The sequence below is a fragment of the Bradyrhizobium sp. USDA 4353 genome, assembly GCF_054063215.1.
Genome location: NZ_JBSSGB010000001.1, coordinates 7,258,398 through 7,279,486 on the forward strand (window position 1 = coordinate 7,258,398; position 21,089 = coordinate 7,279,486).

Here is a 21,089-nt window from a genome sequence, read left to right on the forward strand (position 1 = left end):
TAGCGAAACGGACCGTCGGCGCAACTCAGGTTGCCGGCACCGCCCGCGCCACCGGCTTCTCGACGATCGGCAGGTTGATCAAGGCCGAGAGCACGCCGAACAGGATCGAGAGCCACCAGATCGGCGTGTACGAGCCGTAGCGCTCGAACACGATGCCGCCGAGCCAGACGCCGAGGAAGCCGCCGACCTGATGGCTGACGAAGGCGAAGCCGTAGAGCGTGGCGAGCCAGCGCGTGCCGAACATGATCGCGACCAGCGAGGAGGTCGGCGGCACCGTGGACAGCCAGGCGAGCCCCGACACCGCGCCAAAGGCGATCGAGCTGGCCGGCGTGATCGGGAACGAGATGAAGGCGAGGGTTGCCAGCGCGCGGGTGAAGTAGATGAAGGACAGGATGTAGCGCTTCGGCAGCCGGCTCTGCAGCCAGCCGACGCTGAGCGAGCCGATGATGTTGAACAGGCCGATCGCCGCGATCACCCAGCCGCCGACCTGCGCGGACAGGCCGCGATCGACCAGGAACGCCGGCAGATGCACGGTGATGAAGGCGAGCTGGAAGCCGCAGGTGAAGAAGCCCAGCACGAGCAGCACGTAGGAGCGGTGGCCGAACGCCTCCATCAGCGCGGTCGTGAACGATTGCTGCTCGGCCTCGGTCGGCTTGGCCTCGGCCGCCGGCGGCGTCGCCACCGCGAGCGACAGCGGCAGGATGAACAGCATCAGCACGGAGAACACCGTGAGCGCGCTCTGCCAGCCGAACTGGTCGATCAGCGCCACGCCGAACGGAGCAAACAGGAACTGGCCGAGCGAGCCGGCCGCCGTGCCGGCGCCGAGCGCGAGGCCGCGCCGCTCCGGCGGCAGCAGCTTGCTGAAGGCCGACAGGATCAGGTTGAACGAGCAGCCGGACAGGCCGAACCCGACCAGCACACCGGCGCCGATATCCAGCGACAGCGGCGTCGTCGCGTAGCGCATCATCAGCAATCCACCGGCATAGAGCAGCGCGCCGACGCAGATCACGCGCATGACGCCGAAGCGGTCGGCGATGGCGCCGGCGAGCGGCTGGCCGAGCCCCCACAGCAGGTTCTGCACGGCGACCGCGAGCGCGAACACGTCGCGGCCCCAGGCGAATTCGCGGCTCATCGGCTGCACGAAGAAGCCGAGGCTGGAGCGCGGGCCGAAGCTGAGCAGCGCGATCGCACAGCCGCAGACGATGATGACGAGCGGCGTGCGCCAGCCCTGCGCGCGGGAGGCCGTGCCGAGATCGCCTGCCTGTATCGACATCACTGGTCCTCCCCTGCTGCGCTGCGCATCGTCGGCGCATCCTCAGGGGTTAATGCATTTGCATTGAACTCCCAAGCTCAAAAGCAGGAACTCAGCCATGAAAAAAATCGATGACGCATCGCGTCATGACACCGCGTCATCCATGATGAGGTTCCATCGATGAAACTCATGCAGCGCACCAGTATAGCGGGACTATTTCCATCGCAATGCGCGAGTGAGCAACGACGATTCACGCTTCACGGGAGCGACCGTCAGAACGGCCGCGATTTGTCGCCAAACACCTGTAAACAGCGACCGATGTCTCTGAAGAAGCACTAACTGGTCGCTTGGTACACATACGCACCGAATGTGGAATTTGGACAGCCTATGGACCATGACCAGATCGAAACGACGGGCGACGTGGTGATCGTCGGCGCCAGCGTGGCAGGACTGTTCTGCGCGCTGAAGCTCGCACCGCGGCCGGTCATCTTGATCTCCGCGACCGCGCTCGGCGAGCCGGCGTTCGGCGCCACGATGCAGGCCGATATCGCAGCCGCCGTCTCTCCCGGCGACAGCCCCGAAGCCCATGCGGCCGACATGATGGCCGCCGGCGCCGGCCTTGTCGACGAGGTCGCAGCGCTCGAGCTCGCTCGCGACGGTCTCGCCCGAATCGAGGATCTGCTGAGTCTCGGCGTTGCGTTCGATCGTGATCCCAAAGGGGGACTGGCGACGTCGCGCGCGGCAGCGCATGCGGCGCGACGGATCCTCAGCGTCCGTGGCGATTTCACCGGACAGGCGATCGTCGGCGCGCTGACCGAGGCGGTGCGCGCGACGCCGTCGATCCGCGTGATCGAGGGACATGTCGCGGACGCGCTGCTGACCGAGGGCGGCGCGGTGTGTGGTCTGCAGTTGCGCAAGACCGGCGATGGCGCGGCCGCGCCGGTGGTGGTGGCCGCGCGGGCGGTCGTGCTCGCGACCGGCGGCGTCGGACATCTGTTCGCCACGACCACCAACCCGGCTCACGCCAACGGCACCGGCCTTGCGATCGCCGCGCGCGCCGGCGCCGTGATCGCCGACCCCGAATTCGTGCAGTTCCACCCGACGGCGATGACGACCGGGCAGCATCCGTCACCGGTGGTCAGCGAGAGCCTGCGCGGCGCCGGTGCGATCCTGGTCAACCGGCGCGGCCAGCGCTTCATGCTGCCGCGCCATCCGCTGGTCGATCTCGCGCCGCGCGATACGGTCGCACGCGGCATCCTGGCGGAGATCGCAGCCGGACGCGGCGCGTTCCTCGATGCGCGCGACGTGCTCGATGACGACGTCGCCGAGCGCTATCCGATGCTGCACCGGGCCTGCGCCGCTGCCGGGCTCGACCCGACCCGGCAGCCGATTCCGGTGGCCCCGGCGGCGCACTTCCACATGGGCGGCATCGCGGTCGATCGCCGCGGCCGCAGCTCCATCGACGGGCTGTGGGCGGCCGGCGAAACCGCGGCGACCGCCACCGATGGCGCCAACCACATTGCCGGCAACGCGCTGCTCGCCGCCTTGGTGTTCGCCAACCGGATCGCCGAGGACATCTCCGGCCGCGCCTTTGCGACCCGCCCTGCCCTGCAGCACGTTGCCTTCGCGGACCCCGCGGGCGCCGATGCCACGCTGAACGTGAAAATACTGCGCGAGATCATGACCAGCCAGGTCGGTGTGATCCGCGACGAGGAAGGGCTAGCCGAGGCCGTCGGCACCATTGCGAAGCTCGAGCGCGACAGCGTCGACCCGGCGCTGCGCAGCATGGCGACGGCCGCGCTGCTGATTGCCACCGCCGCCTGGAGCCGGCGCGAAAGCCGCGGCGCGCATTGCCGCGCCGATTGCCCGGCCGAGAATCCGAGCTTCGCGCAGCGGACCATGACCACCCTCGCCGCAGCGCGCGAGATCGCCGACGAGATCGCGGCACGGCCGACGGTGCGATTGCCGCGGTCGCTCAGCGCGTAGCGCTTGGCGCGGCAATCGATCTAGCGCCGCGTCCAGTTCGGATTGATCTCGGCCTCGCTCTTGGCGGCCTCGGTAAGCTCGGCCGAAATGGCCGCGGTCTGCTGCGGCGTACCCCAGCTCGGCGCATCGCTGCCGTCGCCCCAGCGCTTCGGGCGGTAAAAGGTGTGGACGCCGAACTTGTACATGCGCTTCATCTCGGCGACCCAGGACGGCCGCACCCAATAGGCATGGTAGTGCGTCGACTTGCCGACCTCGGGCAGCCAGATCAAGCCGTCGAGCATCGCCTTGGCGATCTTCTTGGCGCGGTCCCACATCTCGGGCTCGCGCACCACATCCGCGACGTTGTCGCAAGCGAAGGTGAACTGACAGGCGAAGTGGCGGTATTTGTTCTGGTAGACGACACCGCACACAGTGGTCGGATAGTAGCCGGAGAACGCGCGGTTCAGCACCACCTGCGCCACCGCGATCTGGCCGCGCACGGCCTCGCCACGCGCTTCGAAATACACCGCCTCTGCGAGGCACTTCTCGGACTTGAAGCGCGCCTTGTCGTTGGTGAGACCGAGGCGCTCCGCAGGCGTTCGCGCGCGCTGATTGTCGGTGTTGACCTCCCCTTTCGGCGCGACGCTTTCGCCGCCGTCGCCGGCCTTTACGACGTCCTCCGAAGGCTGCGACAGCGCCGCCATCGGCTTTAGGTCCGGATCCGGCATCACGATCAGCGGCGCCTCGCCGGGCTGCCAGGTTTCCATGCTGCCGGCGACGCCGCCGAGCGAGGTCGTGCCGAAATACAGATTGGCGGTCTTGATGTTCAGGCCGTCGGCGGTCGGCGCGCTCTCGGCCGGCAACTCGGTCGCAGGCTTGAGATCGCCCGAGGGACGCACGTCCGGCTTCGAAGCGTCGTACTGAGACAGCGGCGGCGCGCTCAACGCTTCCTGCAATTCGGGATCGAGTGCAGCGCGCGACGCCGGCGCTTCGGTCGGAGCTTCGCTTGTCTTGGCGCCGAACACCGATGAGTTCGAATCGGGCGCGGCCGGCGCTGACGGCGCGGGCTCCGTCGGTGCGCCCTCGACGGGCTCGGCGGTCTCGCTGGATGGCGCCGGCGTCGGCGGACGCACCACGAGACGATCGCCCTTCAGCGTGCGATCGACCTTGGGAAAATCCGAGGACTGATAGCGCGGCGGCACCTGCAGCGCCGGATTGCGCGGCGTCGTGCTGCCGGTGATGTCGAGGCCGCGGCCGCTGAGACTTGCCAGGCGAATGCCGCCTTGCGGCGTCGAGGTTCCGATCGGAAGCCCGAAGCTGTAGGTCGCAACCTGAACGGAGGCCGCAGCCGAGGACACACGCTTCTGCCAGCGCTCGGCGACGCCCGGCTGGCGGGCGAGCTGAGAAGCGATGTCTTGATACCCGGTCTCTGTCGGCATCAGAGCGAAGACGCAGAGACCGAGTCCGAAGGACGCAACACGCGCGCCCTTCGGCCCGGGACGCAGAACTAACATCGATACGCTCAACGCAACGCTACGCTACTCACTCGACCGAACGACAGTGCTTCCGTGCAATTCGATCTGTCATGTTCGTATCGGGTTTAGGTTGCCGAGGAGTTAACCCGCGTTGCATGTTTGAAACATGCAAGCGGCGAGGTTGTGCGGCGCGTTGCGATCGATCTGCGTGGTAAACAGCGGCGTGACGAGAGTGGTGAAGATTCTGTCAACGAACGTGGTGAATGAATTTTTGCGGCGTCGATGAGATCCGATGCGTCGCTGCGAGATGGTCGTAGGAGGAACATTGCGACGTGAGACATCGGGCGGCAACAACAGCCGAGACAATGCGTGCAAGCGCCGTGCGGCTCCTTGCTGATGTGAGCGCGCTCGTTTTGTCGAGGCGATCGCGCTTGCTGCGCGCGAGGTGTGCCCCCTCTCCCCGTTCTTCACGGGGAGAGGGTCGGGGTGAGGGGCAGCCGCACGGGCGGTGCAGCTTCTCTGCTTGGAGCTGACCTGTAAGCTCGCGGATGACGACAAGTCCACCTTAGATATCTTCGATACTGTCTCGTTTGTGCCCGTCCGATGGGCCGCCATCTGGGCGTCGTCGGTGCCATGCCCCTCACCCGGATTGCTGCGCAATCCGACCTCTCCCCGCAAAGAGCGGGGAGAGGTACACCGAGCGCGCCGCGCGGCTGGTGGCACAAACCAAACGAAAAAGGCCGGCAACTCGTGCCGGCCTTCATCAGTTCAGTTCGAACCGCATCACGCCTGGCTGGCGATCTCCTTGCCGAGCGCGGATTGGGCGGCGGCGAGGCGGGCGATGGGGACGCGGTAGGGCGAGCACGAGACGTAGTTCATGCCGATCTTGTGGCAGAACGCCACGGACGCGGGATCGCCGCCATGCTCGCCGCAGATGCCGACCTTGATGTCGGGCCGCGTGGCGCGGCCGCGCGCGACGCCGATCTTGACGAGCTCGCCGACGCCGTCGCGGTCGATGGAGATGAACGGATCGATCTCGAGGATGCCCTTGGCGACATAGGCGCCGAGGAAGCTGCCGGCGTCGTCGCGGCTGATTCCATACGTGGTCTGCGTCAGGTCGTTGGTGCCGAACGAGAAGAACTCGGCGGCCTCGGCGATCTGGCCGGCCATCAGGGCGGCGCGCGGCAGCTCGATCATGGTGCCGACCTGGTACTCCAGCTCAGCGCCGGTCTCGCGGATCACGGCCTCTGCCATCGCATCGATGCGCGCCTTGACGAGGTCGAATTCGGCCTTGGTCGCGATCAGCGGCACCATCACCTCGAGGCCGACGGCCTCGCCGGTGCGCTTCTCGGCCTCGACCGCGGCCTCGAAGATCGCGCGCGCCTGCATCTCGGCGATCTCCGGATAGGCGATGGCGAGACGGCAGCCGCGGAAGCCGAGCATCGGGTTGAACTCGGAGAGCTCACGGGCGCGGTCAGCGAGCCGGCGCGGATCGGTGTTCATCGCGCGTGCGACCTCTTCCACTTCCGCCTGCGTGTGCGGCAGGAACTCGTGCAGCGGCGGATCGAGCAGACGGATGGTGACCGGCAGGCCCTTCATGATCTCGAACAGCTCGACGAAGTCGGCGCGCTGCATCGGCAGGAGCTTGGCGAGCGCGGCACGGCGCTCCTGCTCTTCCTCCGAGAGGATCATCTCGCGTACCGTGCGGATGCGGGTCTCCTCGAAGAACATGTGCTCGGTGCGGCACAGGCCGATGCCCTCGGCGCCGAACTTGATCGCGGTGCGCGCATCCTCAGGCGTGTCGGCATTGACGCGCACGCCGGTCTCGCGCACGGCATCCGCCCAGCCCATCAAGGTGCCAAACTCGCCGGACAGCTCCGGCTCGATCATCGGCATGCGCCCGGCGAGCACCTGGCCGACCGAACCGTCGATGGTGATGACGTCGCCGGTCTTGAAGGTGCGGCCGCCGATGCTCATCGTGCCGCGGCCGTAGTCGACGCGGATGGTGCCGCAGCCGGAGACGCAGGGCTTGCCCATGCCGCGCGCGACCACCGCCGCATGCGAGGTCATGCCGCCGCGGGTGGTGAGGATGCCTTCCGCGGCATGCATGCCGTGGATGTCCTCCGGCGAGGTCTCGATGCGGACCAGGATGACCTTGCGGCCGTCGGCCTGCAGCTTGGTCGCCTCGTCCGACGAGAACACGATCTCGCCTGAGGCGGCACCCGGCGAGGCCGGCAGACCGGTCGCCACCACGTCCCGCTTGGCGGCGGGGTCGATAGTCGGGTGCAAGAGCTGATCGAGCGAGGCCGGGTCGATGCGCAGCACGGCGTCGTTCTCGGAGATCAGTCCTTCATTGGCGAGCTCGACGGCGATGCGCAGCGCCGCCTTGGCGGTGCGCTTGCCGCTGCGGGTCTGCAGCATCCACAGCTTGCCGCGCTCGACCGTGAACTCCATGTCCTGCATGTCGCGGTAGTGCTTCTCGAGCAGCGTGTAGATCCGCGTCAGCTCGTGGAAGGCTTCGGGCATGGCGACTTCCATCGACGCCTTGTCGGAGCCGGACTCGATGCGCGCGTCCTCCGTGATGTCCTGCGGGGTGCGGATGCCGGCGACGACGTCCTCGCCCTGGGCGTTGATCAGGAACTCGCCGTACAGCTTGCTCTCGCCGGTCGAGGGATTGCGGGTGAAGGCGACGCCGGTCGCCGAGGTGTCACCCATGTTGCCGAACACCATGGCCTGGACGTTGACGGCGGTGCCCCAGGATTCCGGAATGTCGTGCAGCTTGCGATAGGTCACCGCGCGCGCATTCATCCAGGATGAGAACACCGCGCCGATCGCGCCCCACAGCTGGTCGTGCGGGTCCTGCGGAAACTCCTTGCCGGTCTCGTGCGCGACGGCGTCCTTGTACTTGCCGACCAGCATCTCCCAGTCTTCCGACGAGAGGTCGGTGTCGAGCTGATAGCCCTGGCTGTCCTTGAAGCTGTCGAGGATGTCCTCGAAATGATGGTGCTCGAAGCCGAGCACGACATCCGAGTACATCGTGATGAAGCGGCGGTAGCTGTCGAAGGCGAAGCGGCGGTCGCCGGACAGTGAGGCCAGCGCCTCGACCGTCTGGTCGTTGAGACCGAGATTGAGCACGGTGTCCATCATGCCCGGCATCGAGGCGCGGGCGCCGGAGCGCACGGACACCAGCAGCGGGTTTTCCGGATCGCCGAACTTCTTCCCCGTCAGCTTGCCGATGTAGTCGAGCGCCTTGTCGACCTGCGCCTGCAGCTCCTTCGGGTAGGTCTTGTCGTTGGCGTAGAAGTAGGTGCAGACCGAGGTCGGGATGGTGAAGCCCGGAGGCACCGGCAGCCCGAGATTGGCCATCTCGGCGAGGTTGGCGCCCTTGCCGCCGAGCAGATCGCGCAGGCCGGCTTTGCCCTCGGCCTTGCCGTCGCCGAAGGTATAGACCCACTTGTTCGGCTTGATCGCGGTCACCGCGCTCTTGGCTGCCGGCTTTGCAGCGGCCTTTGCGACCGGCTTGGCAGCAACCTTGGCGGCGGTCTTCGCCGGCTTCTTCGGAGCGGTTTTCACTGGCGCTTTCGGCGCCGTCTTCGCAGCAGACTTGGCGGGCGCCTTGGCAGCAGGCTTCGGCGCCGTCTTCAGCGCCTTGCGCGGCGGGGCGAGCGGAGCGGCCTTGGCCTTACCCTGCTTGGAAGGCTTTGATTTCGCTGCGACTTTCTTAGACTTCGCTACCGCTTTGGCCATGAGATGGTTCGATCCGCAAATGGGGAGGAGAAATCGCGCGCCTTACACCACTTTGGGCGCTGCGGCGCAAGCACAGAGGTTCCCGACCTTGGGACTAGAGGCCTCTCGGGACTAGAAATGGAGCCACTTCAAGAGGCCCATGCCGATCAGGCCGTTGAGGATCAGGAAGATCGCAACGATGAAGTTCAACAGGCGCGGCATGATCAGGATGAGGACTCCGGCGATCACGGACATGATCGGCGAGATGTGGGCAACGGTCAGATGCATCGACGGACTCTGAATGGATGGAAAGACGAGCAGAAGGCGATTCGATTGCGCGGACTTTATCCCGGCCGATCGTGGCGGAATAGGAGACGCACGGCGCGGGTTCCGGTTCCCCATAAGGAGGAACTGCCGCGAAAATGCCTCGGGTTCCCCGGGGAACGATGACCACGGGCTGGCATTGGGAGGCAGGTACCGGCGCGCCTGCCGGTTGCTCATTCAGCGGATCAACATCCCGCGGATCAACTTGCAAGGAGTCCTGCTCATGCGAACCTACCTCACGCCTGCCAAGGTCACCCTTGCCGCCCTCGTGGCCGCACTCGTGATCCCCGTAGCGGCGCAGGCCCAGTCCTACACCGTGGGCCGCGGCGTCGTGGTCGAGGAAGACGCTCCGATGATCACGGTCGAGCGTCGCCCGGAATTCCGCGAATATGTCGTGCGCGAGCGCGTTCCCAACTATGTGATCCCGGATCGCGTCGTTGTGGGGACCGTCCTGCCGGAGTCGGGTGTTACATATTACGACGTTCCCGAGCGCTTCGGTGCGACACCTTATCGCTACACGGTGGTGAACGGCGAAACTGTTCTGGTCGAACCGCGATCGCGACGGATCATTCAGGTGGTTGAGTAGTTATCGAGACGCATTTGGTCGCCAACGCCCCCGCAAGCGGCCAGATGTAAAGGCCCTGCCCGGTCCCCCCCGCCGGGCGGGGCTTACTTTTTGAGGCGGTGGAGCTGATCGCGAGCGATCCCGGCTCATCGTTGCAGAGATCAAGCGCAAACAACGAGCTCGGTGCAGGTGACTGTGCCCTCGCCCCTTGCGGGAGAGGGCATGTAGGACAGTTCCGCAAGCTCGCTTAGGTGAGGGGTATCTCTCCACGAGCATCTCCGGCGGAGAGATACCCCTCACCCAACCGCGTGCGAGGATGGGCCGTACATGCCCTCTCCCGCAAGGGGAGAGGGCGCTGCATCTGGCAGCTGAAACTCATGCGTAGTTTGTAGGGTGGGCAAAGGCGCGCCCCTGCTGTCTCCACTCGCGGATCGCAGTGGCGCCGTGCCCACCATCTTGCGTCGGAGCATGCCGCCCGATGGTGGGCACGCTGCCGCCTGACGGCGGCTGCTTTGCCCACCCTACGCAGCGTGCGCGTGGCTCAGCCCTCGATCTTCGAGAAGTCCGCGACCGCACGGGTCGCGCTGCGGATCTCGTTCAGCAGCTTGAGCCTGTTCTCGCGGATCGCGGCGTCGTCGTCGTTCACCTTCACCTTGTCGAAGAACGCATCGACCGCCGGACGCAGCTTGGCCATCGCGCGCATCGCCGCGGCGAAATCCTCCTTGGCGACGGCAGCGCCAGCTTCCGCGCCGACCTCGCCGATCGCCTTCGCCAGCGCCTTCTCCTCGTCGAGCTTGTAGAGCGCCGCGTCGGCAGCGCCCTCGAACTTGCGCTTGTCCTTCTTCTCCTCGATGGCGAGGATGTTGGAGGCGCGCTTGGTGCCGGCGAGCAGGTTCTTGCCGTCGTCGCTGTCGAGGAACTTGCCGAGCGCTTCCACGCGGCGAACGACCATCAGCAGGTCATCCTGGCCGCCGAGCGCGAATACGGCGTCGACGAGATCATGGCGGGCGCCCTGCTCGCGGAGCTGCACCTTGAGGCGGTCGACCAAGAAAAGCATCAGGTCGTCCGCCTTAGGGGCAAGATTTCCAACCGGAGATGCCTCCGGCTCCCCCAACGCATGCGCCTCTTCAACCAGTCGTTTTGCTTCAGCGAACGGAGCAAGCCTCACCCGCACCGCCAAATGCTCCTTAAGGCTCGCATACGAAAATTCTCGGACGTCAGCTCCCCGCCTCTGGGCCTCCAAGATCGCTGCATGAGCAAAGATCAACGGATACATCCTGAGCCGAATGTTAGCATTGACCAGTATGCGGAGCACTCCCAACGCTGCTCTTCGTAGGGCGAAGGGATCTTTCGAGCCTGTGGGCTTTTCGTCGATAACAAAGAATCCAACAAGCGTGTCGAGCTTATCGGCAAGCGCCACCGCGACTGACACCGGATCCACCGGCACGCGATCACCCGGCCCCTGCGGCTTATAGTGCTCCTCGCAGGCGGCGGCGACCGAGGCATCCTCGCCTTGGGCTAGTGCGTAGTACTTGCCCATCAGACCCTGCACTTCCGGAAACTCACCGACCACCTCCGTCAAGAGATCGGCCTTGGCGAGCTTCGCGGCACGCGCAGTCTTCGCGGCATCAGCGCCGACCAGCGGCGCGATCTCGGCGGCGAGCTTCTCGATGCGCGCGATGCGCGCGGCCTGCGTCCCGAGCTTCTCGTGGAACACGATCTGCTCGAACTTCGGCAGCCGGTCCTCGAGCCTGGTCTTGAGGTCCGTCTCGTAGAAGAACTTCGCATCGCTCAGCCGGGCGCGGATGACGCGCTCGTTGCCGGCGATGATGGTCTTGCCGCCGTCGGTCGCCTCGATGTTGGCGGTCAGGATGAATTTCGGCGCGAGCCCGCCCGTCTTGGGGTCGCGCACCACGAAGCATTTCTGGTTGTTGCGGATGGTGGCGCGGATCACCTCGCCGGGGACTTTGAGATACTCCGGATCGAACGAGCCCATCAGCACGACAGGCCATTCGACGAGGCCGGAGACCTCGTCGAGCAGGACCTGATCCTCGACCAGCTCATAGCCTTGCGCAAAGGCGAGCTGCTTGGCGTCGGTGACGATGGTGTCCTTGCGGCGCTGCGGATCGAGCACGACCTTGGCGTCGAGCAGCTTGGCCTCGTAGTCCTCGAAGCGGCGCACCTTGAACGCCGCGGGTGACAGGAAGCGGTGGCCATAGGTGGTCTGCCCGGCCTCGATGCCGTCGATCGCGAAGCTGACGACGTCAGGCTCCTCGGTCTCCAACCCAAACGTCGCCGTGATCGCGTGCAGCGGCCGCACCCAGTTCAGCGCACCCGGTGTCTGCGAGCGCTTGCCCCAGCGCATCGATTTCGGCCATGGGAAGGTCCTGATGATCACGGGCAACATCTCGGCGAGCACGTCGAGCGTGGCGCGGCCGGGCTTCTCGATCAGCGCGACGTAGAAGTCGCCCTTCTTCGGATCGCGCTGGATCGTCGCCTCGTCGAGCGAGGACAGGCCGGTCGCTTTCAGAAACCCCTGGATCGCCGCATCGGGACCGCCGACGCGCGGACCCTTGCGCTCCTCTTTCAGATCCGCCTGCCGCGCCGGAATGCCGTGCACCGTCAGCGCCAGCCGCCGCGGCGTCGCGAACGCCTTGGCGCCTTCATAGACCAGGCCCTCCGCCACCAGCTTGTCGGTCACCAGACGGCGCAGATCGTCGGCCGCCTTGGCCTGCATGCGCGCGGGGATTTCTTCGGAGAACAGTTCGAGGAGAAGATCGGGCATGTCTCAAGCCTCTCCGCGCGAGGGGTCACCCTCCCCTGGAGAGGGAGGGTCGCCTGCCCTGGGCAGGCGGGGTGGGGTGGCCGCGAGCACGGTGTGAATGGCTTCTAGCACTGCCTCAGTCCTGGTCATGACGTCGTTGTTCCAAAATCGCAAAACGCGATAGCCTTCCGAGTTGAGCCAGCGCGTCCGAGCCTCGTCGCGCTGCATGTTTGCTTCCTCGCCGTGCTGCGAGCCGTCGACCTCGATGGTGAGGCGACGAGCCAGACAGGCGAAGTCCGCAACATAGGGACCGATGACGACCTGCCGTCTGAAGTGAGTCCCTTCGATCTCCAGACGCCGCAGATGACGCCACAGGATGTCTTCCGCCGCCGTCGTGTTGTCGCGTAGCCGCTTGGCGGTTTGGCGTTTGAAATCGCTGATCGGCCGTTTGCCCATCTCGCACCTTCACCCCACCCCGCTCGCCCGCTTCGCGCGCGATCGACCCTCCCCCTCCAGGGGAGGGTGATCTTGTCTTGGCTCCCATCCCGGCCCCAGGACCACCCTCCCCTGGAGGGGGAGGGTCGATTGCTCATGCGATAAGCATGAGCAATCGGGGTGGGGTGACAGTCTATCCATCATCAACACTGCCCGAGCCGAGAGATCACCCCACCCCGGCCCGCGTCTCGCTTCGCTCGATCGCGCGCCGACCCTCCCCCTCCAGGGGAGGGTGATCTTGTCACCCAACCACGAGCACAGGACCCACCCTCCCCTGGAGGGGGAGGGTCGATTGCTCATGCGACAGCATGAGCAATCGGGGTGGGGTGACAGTCTATCCATCATCAACACTGCCCGAGCCGAGAGATCACCCCACCCCGGCCCGCGTCTCGCTCCGCTCGATCGCGTGCCGACCCTCCCCCTCCAGGGGAGGGTGAAGAGCCGGCCTCCGCAACTAACAATGACTCAAGCCCCTGCCCCGCCCGCGTCCGTGTGCAGCCAGGCTTCGCCGCAGGCCTTGGCCAGCTCGCGGACGCGCAGGATGTAGCTTTGGCGCTCGGTGACGGAGATGACGCCGCGGGCGTCGAGCAGGTTGAAGACGTGGCTGGCCTTGATGCACTGGTCATAGGCCGGCAGCGCCATCAGGTGCTCTTTCCGATTACCCTCACGCCAGCCGGCATCGAGATATTTGCGGCAGGCGCCCTCGGCCATCTTGAACTGCTCGAACAGCATGTCGGTGTCGGCATGCTCGAAATTGTGCCGCGAATATTCCTGCTCGGCCTGCAGGAAGACGTCGCCATAGGTGACCTTCTGATCACCGTCGCGGCCGTTGAAGTTCAGGTCATAGACGCGGTCGACGCCCTGCACGTACATCGCCAGGCGTTCGAGACCATAGGTGAGCTCACCGGCGACCGGCGCGCATTCGAAGCCCGCGACCTGCTGGAAATAGGTGAACTGCGAGACCTCCATGCCGTCGCACCAGCACTCCCAGCCGAGGCCCCAGGCGCCCAAGGTCGGGCTTTCCCAGTCGTCCTCGACGAAGCGGATGTCGTGCACGGCGGCGTCGATTCCGATCGCGGCGAGCGACTTCAGGTACAGCTCCTGAAGGTTCGGCGGCGACGGCTTCATGATCACCTGGAACTGGTAGTAGTGCTGCATCCGGTTCGGATTCTCGCCGTAGCGGCCGTCCTTCGGACGCCGCGACGGCTGCACATAGGCCGCGTTCCAAGGCTTCGGCCCGAGCGCGCGCAAGGTCGTGGCCGGGTGGAAGGTGCCCGCGCCCATCTCCATATCGTAGGGCTGCAGGATCACGCAGCCCTGCTCGGCCCAGAAGCGTTGCAGGGCCAGGATGAAGCCCTGGAACGAACGTTCGGGGCGCATGTGCTGTGGCAGCGAATCCATCGTCGGCATCGGTCTTTCGCGGGTCTGAAAAGCGCGCGGACCGTATCGGCGAGGCCTCAAGGAATCAAGGCAATGGGGCGGATAAAACGGCGGCCAGAGCCGCCGTTTCGGAGCAGGCGAGGTCAGCCCGGCCGGTAGGCGCCCGTCACGGGATCACGGCGCAAAGTCTTGATCTCGGCGGGCTGCGCGACCTCGGCGGCACGCGCCATCCGCATCTCTTCCAGCTCGCGGTTGATCTTCTGAGCGGTCTTGTAGGCCCAGCGAACCGCGGCAAGCCCGCCCAGCATACCCGCGAAAGCGACGAATGGCGGCATTGGTCGATCCTTGTTCATGGAGAGCCACCCCGATTCGTATTCTCGCTGATCCCGGTTCCCCCTGCAATCCGGATTACAGGGGGCAAAATGGCGCGGCCTTGAGGCCTCAGAAGCCGAATCGGGCCCAGATCGCCCGGGTTTCAGCGGCGGAGATCAGCTCCTCGGCCAGGCCCGACCAGCCGAGGCCCCAGCCTTCCACGGCCAGGCTGCCGGCGCCGGCGGATTTGCGACCCAGCAAACCCGACAGCAGGCCGCCGGCCGGCGCCACCACCGGCATCGCGACCTTGTCGCCGAAGCGGGCGCGCAGCACGGCGCGGAGGTCGCCAATGGCATCCGCCAGGCCGAGCGTCACGGCGGTCTCGCCGGCCCAGTACTCGCCGGTGAACAGCACATCGTCGGCGCCCTTCAGCTTCGTGGTGCGGCTCTCCTTGACCAGCGAGATGAACAGCGCGTGGATCTCGCGCTGGATCTTCTTCAGCCGCGCCACGTCGTCGGGATTCTCGGGCAGGAACGGATCGAGCATCGCCTTGTGCTCGCCGGCCGTATAGAGCCGGCGCTCGATGCCGATCTTCTTGATCAGGTCCTGCAGGCCGAATGAGCCGCCGACGACGCCGATCGAGCCGAGGATCGAGGACGGATCGCAGAAGATCTCATCGCCCGCGCAGGCGATCATGTAGCCGCCGGACGCGGCGACGTCCTCGACGAACACCAGCACGGGAAGCTTCTTCTCCGTCGCGAGCTGGCGGATGCGCAAATAGATCTGGCGCGACTGCACCGGCGAGCCGCCGGGCGAGTTGATCACCAGCGCCACCGCCTTGGCGTTGCGCATCGAGAACGCCCGCTCCAGCATCTTGGCGACACCGGCCAGCGTGAGCCCTGGCCGCAATGGCGTCACCGCGCCGATCACGCCGGACAGGCGGACGACGGGCACCACCGGCGCGCCGCGCAGCCGCGCCGGCAGCAGCGCCTTCAACCGATCAAAAGGCCCTTCCGCAGCGGCAGGTTGTGTCAAAGTGTCCGACATCCAGTTACCTCGAATTTACCATTTTTTATCGCCCCGCTGCCATTCAAAGGGCTGGAACAAGCCTTGCTGTGTCCCGGGCAATTGCACGGCTGATCACGATACAGAGTGCGGCGGAGGAATTCATGAAGGTCTACCTGTTGATGCTGCTGATCGGTACTCTCTTGACGGCGATCCGTTTCACGTCGGTAACAGAACGCCGCTCCGAGGCGCAGACACACTAACGCCAGACCCCGATCAACCGTTCAGGGGGCGGCCAGAGCCAACGCCCCCTGCCCCGTCAGCACACGCGACACGTCGTCATTTGGCACACCTGCCGCTTCATTGAGCATCACCCCTGGCAGAATCCGGGTCGGTGCCCGCCCTCCCTTAACGGCCCGCACCAGGATGCGGATTGCAGGCTTTCCAGCCTGACCATGCACCGGCTGCAGCGCCAGGCTGCCGAAGCCGCGCGCCAGCGCCGCCAGCACCTCGCTCAACCCGTCGGCCCGCCAGATCAAGGTCAGCACGCCCCCGGATTTCAGCATCCGGCGCGCGGCATGCGTCCACTGCTCCAGCGTGGTCGCCGTCGCCATGTGCGCACCGGCGCGCGCGGCATCGGGCGAGGCGCGGTGATGCGCGGCGTCGTGAAACGGCGGATTCATCAGCACGACATCGACGCTGTCCGGCCCAAGGCCCGCTGCGGTAAACGCAGCGGCATCGGCGGCGATGTCCAGCACAGCCACCTCGGCCCGCAGGTCATTGGCATCCGCATTGTCGCGCGCGAGCGCCGCCAGATGCGGCTCCCGCTCCACCAGCACCAGCGCGAGGCCATCCACACGCCGCGCCAGCGCCAGTCCCGCGGTGCCGACGCCGGCGCCGAGATCGACGACGCGATCGCCCGGCCGTGCGGCGGTCGCCGCCGCCAGCAGGATCGCGTCGTGGCCGGCACGATGGCCCGAGGTCGGTTGGCGCAGCCGCAGGCGGCCGCCCAGCACCATATCCTCGGAGATGACCGCGTCACTCATCCGGGCGCAGCTCGTGCGCCAGCCCGGCCTCGGTGAGCAGCCGCCGGGCCTGCAGGTTGTCGTCCTCATGCACGAGGATTCGCCGCGGCAGGATGCCGAGTGAGCCCTCTATGATGCTCATGTTCTGATCGAGCACGAGGTGGTGGATGTCAGCGCCGTCGAGCAGCGCCCCAACCGCCGAAACCAGCACGATGTCGTTGGTCCGAACCAATTCCTTCAATCGTTATGTCTCCGTGCAGGTCAAGGTTCCGTGTCCCGCCCTTGCCGCCTGCGGCCGCAGTTTCTATTGTCGAACCCTGAAGATAGCAAAATTGGAGACCAGCGTGGCGGTTATCGTACCTTTCGAAAGTCCATCGGGCGCTTCCATCGATGGGCTGGTCGGTCTGGTCGCGGCCGACATGGAACGAGTCAACGCCACGATCCTGTCGCGCACCGGCTCTGACGTGACGATGATCCCGGAGGTCGCCAATCATTTGATCTCCTCCGGCGGCAAGCGGCTGCGGCCGATGCTGACGCTGGCGATGGCGCATCTCACCGAGTATGCGGGGGACGGCCACGTCAAGCTCGCCGCCGCGGTCGAGTTCATGCACACCGCGACGCTGCTGCATGACGACGTGGTTGACGAAAGCGAAATGCGCCGCGGCAAATTGTCCGCGCGCATGCTGTGGGGCAACGAGGCCAGCGTGCTGGTCGGCGACTTCCTGCTCGGCCAGGCGTTCCGCATGATGGTCGAGGTCGGCTCGCTGCGCGCGCTCGACATTCTCTCCGCGGCCGCCGCCACCATCGCCGAGGGCGAGGTGATGCAACTCGCCGCCGCCAAGAACACCGCGACCACGGAGGACGAATATCTCGCCGTGATCCGCGGCAAGACGGCCGAATTGTTCGCCGCCGCCTGCGAGGTCGGCCCGGTGCTCGCCGATCGACCGAAGGCTGAGCAGACCGCGTCGCGCTCCTTCGGCATGAATCTCGGTATCGCCTTCCAGTTGGTCGACGACGTGCTCGACTATGGCGGCAAGGCTGCCAAGCTCGGCAAGAATGTCGGCGACGATTTCCGCGAGGGCAAGATCACCCTGCCCGTCGTGCTCGCCTTCCGCCGCGGCAGCGACAGCGAGCGCGCCTTCTGGATCAAGTCGCTGGAGCGCGGCGAGATCAATGACAGCGATCTCGATCACGCCATCGGCCTGATGAACAAGCACCGCGCGCTGGAGGACACGATCAGCCGAGCGCATCATTATGGCGCCATGGCCGTGGACGCGCTGGCGCTGTTCCCGGCCTCGCCGATGAAGACGGCGCTGGAGCAGGTCGTGGCGTTCTGTTTGGCCAGGTCGCATTAGTTAGGTCGTCTGCTTCTCCACCGAGAGTGTTACGTCCCGCGCAGGCGGTGCCCGTGACTGCGCCCTCGCCCGCAAGGGAAGAGGGCACTGTATCGCGCAGCCGTTTCGCAGATGCTTATGAGTTATTCCGCAGTCCGTCGGGTCGCATTAGTTGCGAGACCTTCTGCCTCGTGGCCCTATGCCCACGCATGCAGTGCCCGTGATTGCGCCCTCGCCCCTTGTGGGAGAGGGCATGTAGGACAGCGCGGCAAGCGCGGTTGGGTGAGGGGTATGTCTCAACGAGCTGAGCTCGCGGAGAGATACCCCCATTGGCGCTAACTTACCAAATTATCGCTTGGTATTCTCGTTTTCTTGGCGGCTCTCGAAGATGGCGTTGAATGTTTCGCGCGGCGGCGCGCAATGTTTGCACGTCGGGCTTGGGGATGACAGCGTCGATGAGGGCCTCGACGATCAAGCGTGATAGGCGCCAGGCGCCGTTCTTCACGCGGCCTTCCGGCGGGGAGAGTCACCGAGATGTTCCGCGATGAGCGGCTCGGTCAGCAGGGCCAGCAGAAGATGGCAGAGGATGTGTGCTCTCGCGCTCCTGGGATCCTCGCCCGGTGGTCGCGCGAGGCCGATACTGCTCTTGAGATGCTTGAAGGCGATCTCGATACGCCACCGCAATCGATAGAGGCTGCTGATTGCTGGAAGTGGATATTCATCGCGATCGAGCGAGGTGATGATGATGACCCATTCGGCTGCGACCAACGTCTCGGGCTGCAGCTTGCGGCCCATGTCTCGTGCTCGGCGCGTGATCTTTTCGATCGTGGCATCGCGCGCCTGCTTGGGCTTTCGGATCGCCACCAGACGCAATGCAATAGGCTCTTTCGCCGAAGCCTTGATCCAGACGGGCCGATCAATCAATCCCTTGCCACGTGACCTTTTAAGCAGAGCAATGACATCGAGTCGGTTCGCGTCAGCGTCGAGCCAACGTGCGCCATTCCATTTGGCGCGCACGACGATATCGGCGCCTTCAGCAAGCACCTTGGCGATCCGGTCGGGCTGCAGATAGGCGCGATCGCCGACACGTATCTCGCCCGCCACGACATCGGCGCGATCGATGACCTCGCCCTCGCTCTCGTCCGTCAATTCGAAGGCGGTAAAGCGCTCGCTAGCCAGATCGAAGGCAGAATGTATCCGCCATACGCCACCGGATTCTCGATCATTGCGGCCGGCCTTTGCCACCGCCGTGGCATCGACAAGACGAACCGGTCGGCCTTTCGCTGCGGCCAGGCAGGTCTCACCTGCGCTCCCAGCGAGCAGCCGGCAGACCAGTTGTTCGAGCCAATCCGCCGAGTTGCGTAGCCGCTTGAGAAGCGCAACATTCGACAATGAGGCAAGCCCCATCGCCTCAGCCCAGGCGGCGGTCAATCGCAGCCCGCGCGTTCCCCAACAATACGCCAGCACCAGCCGCAGCTGATCAACGGCGCATTCAATCTTGCGGGCCCGTCTGAAAGCCCCAAATTGCCGAGCCTCATGCTCAAGCAGGTCAGCACCGCCCAACCGAGCGATGGTGCGCAGCCATTCGGCGTTTGAAAGCGATTCGTCAGTCACTCGACCGAAGAATCATCAGTTTCAGGCAGCAAAATGGTAAGTTAGCGCCAATGAGAGATACCCCTCACCCCACCGCGTGCGCTGATAGGCCGTACATGCCCTCTCCCGCAAGGGGCGAGGGCACTGCATCGCGCAGCCGTTTCGCAGACGCTGATGAGTTAGTCTGTAGTCCGTATGGCCGAATTAGTTGCGAGACCTCCTGCCTCGTGGCGCTATGCCCGCACATGCGATGCCCGTGAATGCGCCCTCTCCCCTTGCGGGAGAGGGCATGTAGGACAGATCAGCAAGCTCACTTGGGTGAGGGGTCTCTCGCCGCGAGTTAAGCTCGCGGAGGCATACCCCTCACCCAACCGCGTGCGCTGATGGGCCGTACATGCCCTCTCCCGCAAGGGGAGAGGGCGCTGTATCACGCAGCCGTTTCGCAGATGCTGATGAGTTCGTCCGCAGTCCGTATGGCCGCATTAGTTGCGAGACCTCCTGCCTCATGGTGCTATGCCCGCGCGTGCGGTGCCAGTGAATGCGCCTTCTCCCCCAAGGCGAAGCGAAGCTTCGCCAGGGCGGGAGAGGGCACTGTATCACGCAGCCGTTTCGCAGATGCTGATGAGCTCGTCCGCAGACCGTAGGGCCGCATTAGTTGCGAGACCTCCTGCCTCATGGTGCTATGCCCGCGCATGCGGTGCCAGTGAATGTGCCCTCTCCCCCAAGGCGAAGCGAAGCTTCGCCAGGGCGGGAGAGGGCATGCAGGACAGATCAGCAAGCTCGGTTGGGTGAGGGGTATCTCTCCGCGAGCTGAGTTTGCGGAGGCATACCCCTCACCCAACCGCGTGCGCTGATAGGCCGTACATGCCCTCTCCCGCAAGGGGAGAGGGCGCTGTATCACGCAGCCGATTCGCAGCTAATTAGTCAGCTCAGCGTGCCCGCGTGCACCCACCACTCGGGATGAGCAGCGGCGATCGCAGCGCCGGCCGCCTTCGCATCAGCCTCGCGGCCATAGATCGCAAAGCAGGTCGCGCCCGAGCCGGACATCCGCGCCAGCAGCACGCCGGTGCTCGCGCGGAGCGCATCGAGCACGGTGCCGATGATCGGCTGCACCTTTAGCGCCGGCGGCTCGAGATCGTTCTTCACCTGGTCGAGCGCGGCAACCCAATCGTTGACGGAAGCGCCGGCATTCGGCCAGGATGGCGCGGTGAGAACGTCGGTCACACCGACCAAGAGATCGCCCGGCTTCAGCCCGAGCGCCTGGAACACATCCTTTGTCGCCACCGGCACACGCGGATTGATCATCACACAAGGCAAAACCGGCAGCGCGAGCGGCTGAAGATTCTCGCCGACGCCGGTCATGGTGCAGGCGCGCGAGGGCACGCAGACCGGCACGTCGGCGCCGGTCTTCAGCGCGACCGCCTGCAAGCGCGGGTCATCGAGGGACAGTCCGTTGAGCTTCGCCAGCAGCCGCAGTGCCGCGGCCGCATCAGCCGAGCCGCCGCCGATGCCGGCCGCGACCGGCAGCACCTTCTCCAATGTGAAAGCGCCGAGCTTCAGCCCGGGCACGGCCTCGGCCAGCAGCCGCGCGGCCTTGATCACGAGGTTGTCGGAGGTGTCGCCGCAGGCGTCGGCCAGCGGCCCGGTCGTGGTCAGCGACAGCTCGGGCCCCGGCAGCAGCGTCAGCTGGTCGGCGCAGTCGGCAAACGCAACGACGCTTTCGAGATCATGATAGCCGTCGGCGCGGCGGCCGACGACGCGCAGCGTGAGATTGACCTTGGCGCGGCCCTGCTCCTGCAGCGCGCCGGTGACCGTGGACGCCAACATCGGCGCAATGCCCCCAAGCTCTCAAGTGGTGGAGATCCGGCAATGCT

At 65.7% G+C, this 21,089-nt stretch carries 16 protein-coding genes; 3 read left to right on the forward strand and 13 right to left on the reverse strand.

The genetic code is table 11. The features are described 5' to 3' along the window. Positions 1–25: 25 nt before the first annotated feature. Positions 26–1,273, reverse strand: a complete 1,248-nt coding sequence (locus ACVILH_RS32690; protein ID WP_456716574.1) for an MFS transporter — start codon at positions 1,271–1,273, stop codon at positions 26–28. Positions 1,274–1,639: 366 nt separating this feature from the next. Here ACVILH_RS32690 and ACVILH_RS32695 point away from each other — a divergent pair, with 366 nt between their 5' ends. Further along, positions 1,640–3,238, forward strand: coding sequence for an L-aspartate oxidase (locus tag ACVILH_RS32695; protein ID WP_456716575.1), 1,599 nt, complete (start codon positions 1,640–1,642; stop codon positions 3,236–3,238). A gap of 20 nt (positions 3,239–3,258) precedes the next feature. On the opposite strand, the gene ACVILH_RS32700 is transcribed toward ACVILH_RS32695, so the two are convergent. From ACVILH_RS32700 to ACVILH_RS32710, 3 genes are all read right to left on the reverse strand, one after another. Beyond that, the gene (locus tag ACVILH_RS32700) at positions 3,259–4,731 is read right to left on the reverse strand and encodes a cell wall hydrolase (RefSeq protein ID WP_456716576.1); all 1,473 of its coding nucleotides are present in this window, start codon (positions 4,729–4,731) and stop codon (positions 3,259–3,261) included. Positions 4,732–5,475: 744 nt separating this feature from the next. After that, positions 5,476–8,439, reverse strand: coding sequence for a pyruvate, phosphate dikinase (ppdK, locus tag ACVILH_RS32705; RefSeq protein WP_456716577.1), 2,964 nt, complete (start codon positions 8,437–8,439; stop codon positions 5,476–5,478). A gap of 111 nt (positions 8,440–8,550) precedes the next feature. Beyond that, the gene (locus ACVILH_RS32710; protein WP_006613564.1) at positions 8,551–8,706 is read right to left on the reverse strand and encodes a DUF3096 domain-containing protein; all 156 of its coding nucleotides are present in this window, start codon (positions 8,704–8,706) and stop codon (positions 8,551–8,553) included. Between the two features lie 259 nt (positions 8,707–8,965). On the opposite strand from ACVILH_RS32710, the gene ACVILH_RS32715 reads away from it, so the two are divergent. Continuing rightward, positions 8,966–9,328 (forward strand): DUF1236 domain-containing protein, encoded by a 363-nt coding sequence (locus tag ACVILH_RS32715; RefSeq protein ID WP_456716578.1) that lies wholly within the window; start codon positions 8,966–8,968, stop codon positions 9,326–9,328. A gap of 520 nt (positions 9,329–9,848) precedes the next feature. Here the strand turns inward: ACVILH_RS32715 and glyS are convergent. The 7 genes from glyS to ACVILH_RS32750 form a co-directional block, all read right to left on the reverse strand. Next, the gene (gene glyS / locus ACVILH_RS32720; RefSeq protein ID WP_456716579.1) at positions 9,849–12,092 is read right to left on the reverse strand and encodes a glycine--tRNA ligase subunit beta; all 2,244 of its coding nucleotides are present in this window, start codon (positions 12,090–12,092) and stop codon (positions 9,849–9,851) included. A 3-nt stretch (positions 12,093–12,095) separates the two neighbouring features. Next, entirely contained in the window at positions 12,096–12,527 is a 432-nt protein-coding gene (locus tag ACVILH_RS32725) for an endonuclease domain-containing protein (protein WP_456716580.1), read from the reverse strand. A 504-nt stretch (positions 12,528–13,031) separates the two neighbouring features. Then, positions 13,032–13,967 carry a glycine--tRNA ligase subunit alpha gene (locus tag ACVILH_RS32730; RefSeq protein WP_456717146.1) on the reverse strand — a complete coding sequence of 312 codons (936 nt, stop codon included), beginning with the start codon at positions 13,965–13,967 and terminating at the stop codon, positions 13,032–13,034. Between the two features lie 122 nt (positions 13,968–14,089). Continuing rightward, the gene (locus ACVILH_RS32735) at positions 14,090–14,281 is read right to left on the reverse strand and encodes a hypothetical protein (protein WP_456716581.1); all 192 of its coding nucleotides are present in this window, start codon (positions 14,279–14,281) and stop codon (positions 14,090–14,092) included. A gap of 106 nt (positions 14,282–14,387) precedes the next feature. Beyond that, positions 14,388–15,305, reverse strand: coding sequence for a S49 family peptidase (locus ACVILH_RS32740; protein ID WP_456716582.1), 918 nt, complete (start codon positions 15,303–15,305; stop codon positions 14,388–14,390). A 242-nt stretch (positions 15,306–15,547) separates the two neighbouring features. Further along, positions 15,548–16,309, reverse strand: a complete 762-nt coding sequence (locus ACVILH_RS32745; RefSeq protein WP_456716583.1) for a tRNA1(Val) (adenine(37)-N6)-methyltransferase — start codon at positions 16,307–16,309, stop codon at positions 15,548–15,550. Then, complete coding sequence (locus tag ACVILH_RS32750) at positions 16,302–16,529, reverse strand: putative signal transducing protein (RefSeq protein WP_434857035.1); 228 nt, start codon at positions 16,527–16,529, stop codon at positions 16,302–16,304. Before ACVILH_RS32750 ends, ACVILH_RS32745 begins: the two co-directional genes overlap by 8 nt. A 103-nt stretch (positions 16,530–16,632) precedes the next feature. Between ACVILH_RS32750 and ACVILH_RS32755 the strand changes: the two genes are divergently transcribed. Further along, the gene (locus tag ACVILH_RS32755; RefSeq protein WP_456716584.1) at positions 16,633–17,643 is read left to right on the forward strand and encodes a polyprenyl synthetase family protein; all 1,011 of its coding nucleotides are present in this window, start codon (positions 16,633–16,635) and stop codon (positions 17,641–17,643) included. 480 nt (positions 17,644–18,123) lie between these two features. Here the strand turns inward: ACVILH_RS32755 and ACVILH_RS32760 are convergent, their stop codons facing one another. Both ACVILH_RS32760 and ACVILH_RS32765 read right to left on the reverse strand, forming a co-directional pair. Further along, entirely contained in the window at positions 18,124–19,236 is a 1,113-nt protein-coding gene (locus ACVILH_RS32760; RefSeq protein WP_456716585.1) for an IS4 family transposase, read from the reverse strand. Positions 19,237–20,139: 903 nt separating this feature from the next. Continuing rightward, complete coding sequence (locus tag ACVILH_RS32765; RefSeq protein ID WP_456716586.1) at positions 20,140–21,042, reverse strand: 4-(cytidine 5'-diphospho)-2-C-methyl-D-erythritol kinase; 903 nt, start codon at positions 21,040–21,042, stop codon at positions 20,140–20,142. Positions 21,043–21,089 lie beyond the last annotated feature (47 nt).